A 4,799-nucleotide genomic window follows, 5' to 3' on the forward strand; every position below is an offset into this window, starting at 1 on the left:
CCCCCGGTCCCCTCCCCGCCCGGAGGGGGCCGGGGAGCCGGGACCGGCGTTCGCCGCTCCCGGGCCGGCGCGGGAGCACCTGCCGGATCGAGAGCGAACGCACGGCCGGAACGTGGAATAACGTGGAATGCGGGCACGCCCACGGCGGGTTTCCGGGGCGTGGAGAGACACGGGGCGGCTCAGGACACCGCGCGGGACGCGGCGTTCACCCGCCATGTCCTGCCCGAGGTGGAGATGTTGCTGCGGGTGGCGACGACCCTGACCGCACAACCGGCGGACGCCGAGGACCTCGTCCAGGACACCCTGTTGCGGGCCTACCGCGCCGTGGACCGCTTCGACGGCCGACACCCGAGGGCATGGCTGTTGACCATCCTGCGACGCACCGAGATGAACCGGAACCGGGCCCGGCGTCCGCACCTGGTCCGGGACGCGGCGACCGAACTGGAACGCCCCACCGCCGGACCCGAGGAGATCGTCATGGACGGCGAGTTCGACACGGCCGTGCACAACGCGCTGCTCACGCTGCCGGCCCACCACCGCCGCGTGGTGGAGTTGGTCGACGTCCACGGCCTGTCCTACGCGGAGGCGGCCCGGGTGCTGGACGTCCCCGAGGGCACGGTGATGAGCCGGTTGCACCGGGCACGCAACCGCATCCGGAAACGTCTGCGGGACGGCGGTTCGACGCCCCCCGGCGGGGGTTCCCGATGATGCGGGCGCTCCGCCGGGGATGGTCGGCCATGCGGCTGCGGATCGACTGCGCCCGGGTGGGCCGGATCCTGCACGCCCACCTCGCGGGCGAGGTGTCGGAGGCCGACGCCCGGTGGGTGACAGCCCATCTGGAGGCCTGCCTGCACTGCGGCATGGACGCGGACCTCCACCGGCGCATCAGCAGTTCCCTGGCCCGCCGGGGCGCCGTCCGCCGGGAGGCGGTGACCCGGCTGATCGCCTTCGGGGAGTCACTGGTGGAGGACCCCCGGCCCCGGAAGGGGACGGGGACGCCCTGAAGCGTCCCGAACCGGCCGCTTCGACGGGTTCGGTCCGGGCCGGCACGGGGTTCCGGCGGAAAAGTGCCGAGCGGTGGAAGTCGTGGGGGGAGCCGGCGGGTTTCCGGGACGACGGTGCCGAGAGGCACCGCGGCGGGACCCGCCGGCTCCCGCCCGTCCACCGACACCCGGGAACGTTCGCCGAGGTGTCCCGGAACCCCCACCGAAGGAAGCGCCCATGCGACCCCCCTTCCGCCTGACCGCCTTCCTCCTCGCGGCCGCCCTGGTCTTCCTGCCCGCCTGTGCCGCGGGGGAAGCGGACCCCACCGACGGGGGGACGGCCTCCTCCACCACCCCGGCGGACGCGGACGGCGACTCCGGGGAAGCCGGGGACGAAAAGGCGGGGGAGACGGCCGAGTTCACCGACGAGGCGGAGGCCCCGGTGGCCGAGGCCCTGCGCTTCGTCGCGCCGACCGTGGACGGCGGGGAGTTCGACGGCACCGAACTGGCCGGAAAACCGGCGGTGTTGTGGTTCTGGGCGCCATGGTGCGCGGTGTGCCGGGGGGAGGCGCCGGTCGTCGCCGAGGCCGAGCGGGAGTGGGGCGACCGGGTGACCTTCCTCGGTGTCTCCGGCCACGGGGGTCCCGAGGAGGACGCGGAATTCGTCGCCGACCGGGACCTGGCGGAGTTCACCCATGCCAGGGACATCGACGGTTCGGTGTGGAGCGCCTTCGGCGTCGCCTCCCAACCCGCCTTCGCCTTCGTCTCCGCCGACGGAACCGTGGAGACCGTGCCCGGGGCGTTGAGCGGGGACGAACTGGACTCCCGTATCGCCGCGCTGACGAACGGCTGAGGGGCGTGCCGTGACCGGGATCCCCCTCGCCCTGGCCGTCACCGCCGGCATGTTGGCCGCCGTCAACCCCTGTGGATTCGCGCTGCTGCCCGCCTACCTCGGCCTGTTCGTCGGCGGGTCCCCGGACCGGGAGGCGGGGGCCGGTGGAACCGACTCCCGGCTCCCCGCCCTGCGCCGGGCGGCGGTGGCCACCGCCGCCATGACCGGCGGGTTCGTCCTGGTCTTCGGCACGTTCGGCCTGGTCGTCTCCCCTCTGGCGCTGTCCGTCGAACGCCAACTGCCGGTGATCACGGTGGTGATCGGCATGGTGCTGATGGGACTGGGGGTGTGGTTGCTCTCCGGTCGGACCCTGCGGCTACCGCTTCCCGGCCGCCGCGGCGGGGGCCGCAACCCGACCGAATCGGCACGGGGAATGGCCCTGTTCGGCGTCTCCTACGCCCTGGCCTCCCTCTCCTGCACCATCGCGCCGTTCCTCGCCATCACCACCACCGCCTTCCGCGCCGGCAGCGTCACGGGCGTGGTGGCGGTCTTCCTCGGCTACGCGGCCGGCATGGGGATCGTGGTCGGGGCGCTGACGCTGGCCGCCGCCCTCTCCCGGCGGTCCCTGGCCGTCCGTCTGCGCTCCCTGCTCCCCCGGGTCCATCGCATCGCCGGACTCCTGATGCTGCCGGCCGGGGCCTACGTCACGTACTACGGCTGGTACGAGGTGCGGGCCCTGCGCGGGGACCTCGACGGGGCCGATCCGGTGATCTCCTTCGCCGTGGGGATCCAGGGGGAGGTCACACGATGGCTGAACGACCTCGGTCCGTGGCCGCCGGTGGTGGCGATCCTCGCCCTCCTCGCCCTGACGGCCGGAACGGAGCTGCTGCGCCGCCGCGCTCGACGGGGCGGGGCACAGGGTCCCGCGGAGACGGTCGGGCCCGCAGCCGGCGCCCTTCGGGCGGTGCCCCGGCGCAGTGCTCACGGCGCCGAATCGGGAAATCCGTGACACACCGGGGACGCGGTGGACGACCCACCTCATCCCCGCGGTTCCCCCTCCCGGGAGCGGGAGGGGGAACCGCCACCGTGGGTGGCCCCGTGGCCCCGTGGCGCCGTGGCCCCGTGGCCACGCGGCCACGCGACGCGTCGGCACCGACAGGGGTCACGGCGCCCCGGTCAGGCGGCGCCGGGTGCGGGACGGTGCCCCCGGCGGCAGCTCGGTGACGATGTCGGCGAGTGAGGTTTCGGCCAGGCTGTCCGCCACGCCGCGTGGGCCCGCTCCATCCGCCGGGCGAGCACGCACGGGGTGCGGCAGTCGTCGGCGGGCAGGGCGCCCCGTCCCCGCCGGCGGATCCCACGGCACTCGTAGGGCGGAGAGGAGCCGTCCACGGCCTCGACGATCATCAGGAGCGTGACCCCCGGGGCGGGACGGGCGAGCCGGAAGCCGCCGCCGGCCCCGAACCGCAGGACCCGGTGGACATGGCCCGCCGCACCCACGCCGCCCGGGGCCGATCGGTGAGGCTCGTACCGACGTGGAAAGGCGTCCTCGGCCCGGCAGCACCATGGCGCGGTGGACGGCGAGGTGCTGCTCCCCGCAGAAGGGGCCCGCATCGCGCCGACCACCTTCGAGGAGTGGCTCGCCTCCCCGGACGGTGGAGGCCGACCGGGCGGGTGACACCCGTTCCACCGTTCGGGCGACACGTCTCACCGGGCGGACCGGTGGGTGACCGAGGGGCGCCTGGGCACTACGCTCCCGAACCGTGGCTGAGATCGAGATTCCCGCAGACATCAAGCCCGCCGACGGCCGGTTCGGCTCGGGCCCCTCCAAGGTGCGGCCCGAGGCGCTGAACGCCCTGGCCTCCGAGGGTGCCTCCCTGATGGGCACCTCCCACCGACAGGCTCCGGTGAAGAACCTCGTCGGTCGGGTCCGGGAGGGTCTCGCCGAGCTGTTCTCCCTTCCCGACGGCTACGAGGTGGTCCTCGGCAACGGCGGCACCACCGCCTTCTGGGACATCGCCACCCACGGCCTGATCCGCGAGAAGTCGCAGCATCTGTCCTTCGGCGAGTTCTCCTCGAAGTTCGCCAAGGCCGCGAAGCTCGCCCCCTGGCTCGCCGAGCCCACCGTCATCACCTCCGAGCCGGGCTCCCTGCCGGAGACCCGTGCCGAGGCGGGCACGGATGTCTACGCCCTCACCCACAACGAGACCTCCACCGGCGTCGCCGCCCCGATCCGCCGCCCGGCGGGCGCGGACGGGGACGCGCTGGTGCTGGTCGACGCCACCTCCGGCGCCGGCGGCCTGCCCGTGGACATCGCGGAGAGCGACGTCTACTACTTCGCGCCGCAGAAGTCCTTCGCCGCCGACGGCGGCCTGTGGATCGCCCTCTTCTCCCCCGCCGCGCTGGAGCGCGCCGCGGCCGTGCACGGGTCGGGACGTCACGTGCCCGAGTTCTTCTCGCTGCCGACCGCGATCGACAACTCCCGCAAGAACCAGACCTACAACACCCCGGCGCTGGCCACCCTCTTCCTGCTCGCCGAGCAGATCGACTGGATCAACGGCCGGGGCGGCCTGGCGTGGGCGGTCGAGCGCACCGCCGACTCCTCCGGCCGGCTGTACGGCTGGGCGGAGAAGTCCTCCTACGCCACCCCCTACGTCGCCGACCCCGCGCACCGCTCGCAGGTCGTCGGCACCATCGACCTCGACGACTCGATCGACGCCACCGCCGTCACCAAGGCGCTGCGCGCCAACGGCATCGTGGACACCGAGCCGTACCGCAAGCTGGGCCGCAACCAGCTGCGGGTGGCGATGTTCCCCGCCGTGGAGCCCGACGACGTCGAGGCCCTGACCCGCTGCGTGGACCACGTCGTCGAGCGTCTCTGACCACCCGGCGGGAGCCACGGCGTCGCCCGCCGTGCGCCCCGGCCCGGTGCGCCCCGGTCGATCCCCCGATCGACCGGGGCGCACCCCTTTCCCGCACCCCTTTTC

General features: G+C 74.1%; 5 protein-coding genes and 1 pseudogene. 5 read left to right on the forward strand and 1 reads right to left on the reverse strand.

Going from position 1 to position 4,799, the window contains the following annotated elements; translation table 11 throughout:
- The first annotated feature begins 159 nt into the window (after positions 1 to 159).
- The 4 genes from FOE67_RS16790 (at position 160) to FOE67_RS16805 (ending at position 2,824) form a co-directional block, all read left to right on the forward strand.
- Complete coding sequence (locus FOE67_RS16790; RefSeq protein WP_323384980.1) at positions 160 to 708, forward strand: RNA polymerase sigma factor; 549 nt, start codon at positions 160 to 162, stop codon at positions 706 to 708.
- Between the two features lie 29 nt (positions 709 to 737).
- Positions 738 to 1,004, forward strand: coding sequence for a zf-HC2 domain-containing protein (locus tag FOE67_RS16795; RefSeq protein WP_228473964.1), 267 nt, complete (start codon positions 738 to 740; stop codon positions 1,002 to 1,004).
- Between the two features lie 217 nt (positions 1,005 to 1,221).
- The gene (locus tag FOE67_RS16800) at positions 1,222 to 1,836 is read left to right on the forward strand and encodes a redoxin domain-containing protein (protein ID WP_182665121.1); all 615 of its coding nucleotides are present in this window, start codon (positions 1,222 to 1,224) and stop codon (positions 1,834 to 1,836) included.
- A 10-nt stretch (positions 1,837 to 1,846) separates the two neighbouring features.
- Positions 1,847 to 2,824: a cytochrome c biogenesis CcdA family protein gene (locus FOE67_RS16805; protein ID WP_182665123.1), complete on the forward strand. Its 978-nt coding sequence runs from the start codon at positions 1,847 to 1,849 to the stop codon at positions 2,822 to 2,824.
- Between the two features lie 305 nt (positions 2,825 to 3,129).
- Here the strand turns inward: FOE67_RS16805 and FOE67_RS30460 are convergent.
- Positions 3,130 to 3,426 (reverse strand): annotated as a pseudogene (locus FOE67_RS30460) (hypothetical protein); the annotation flags it as partial.
- Between the two features lie 149 nt (positions 3,427 to 3,575).
- On the opposite strand from FOE67_RS30460, the gene serC reads away from it, so the two are divergent.
- The gene (serC, locus tag FOE67_RS16815) at positions 3,576 to 4,694 is read left to right on the forward strand and encodes a phosphoserine transaminase (protein WP_182665125.1); all 1,119 of its coding nucleotides are present in this window, start codon (positions 3,576 to 3,578) and stop codon (positions 4,692 to 4,694) included.
- Positions 4,695 to 4,799: the final 105 nt, after the last annotated feature.

Origin of the sequence: Streptomyces calidiresistens, assembly GCF_014141525.1 — a bacterium.
GTDB lineage: Bacteria > Actinomycetota > Actinomycetes > Streptomycetales > Streptomycetaceae > Streptomyces > Streptomyces calidiresistens.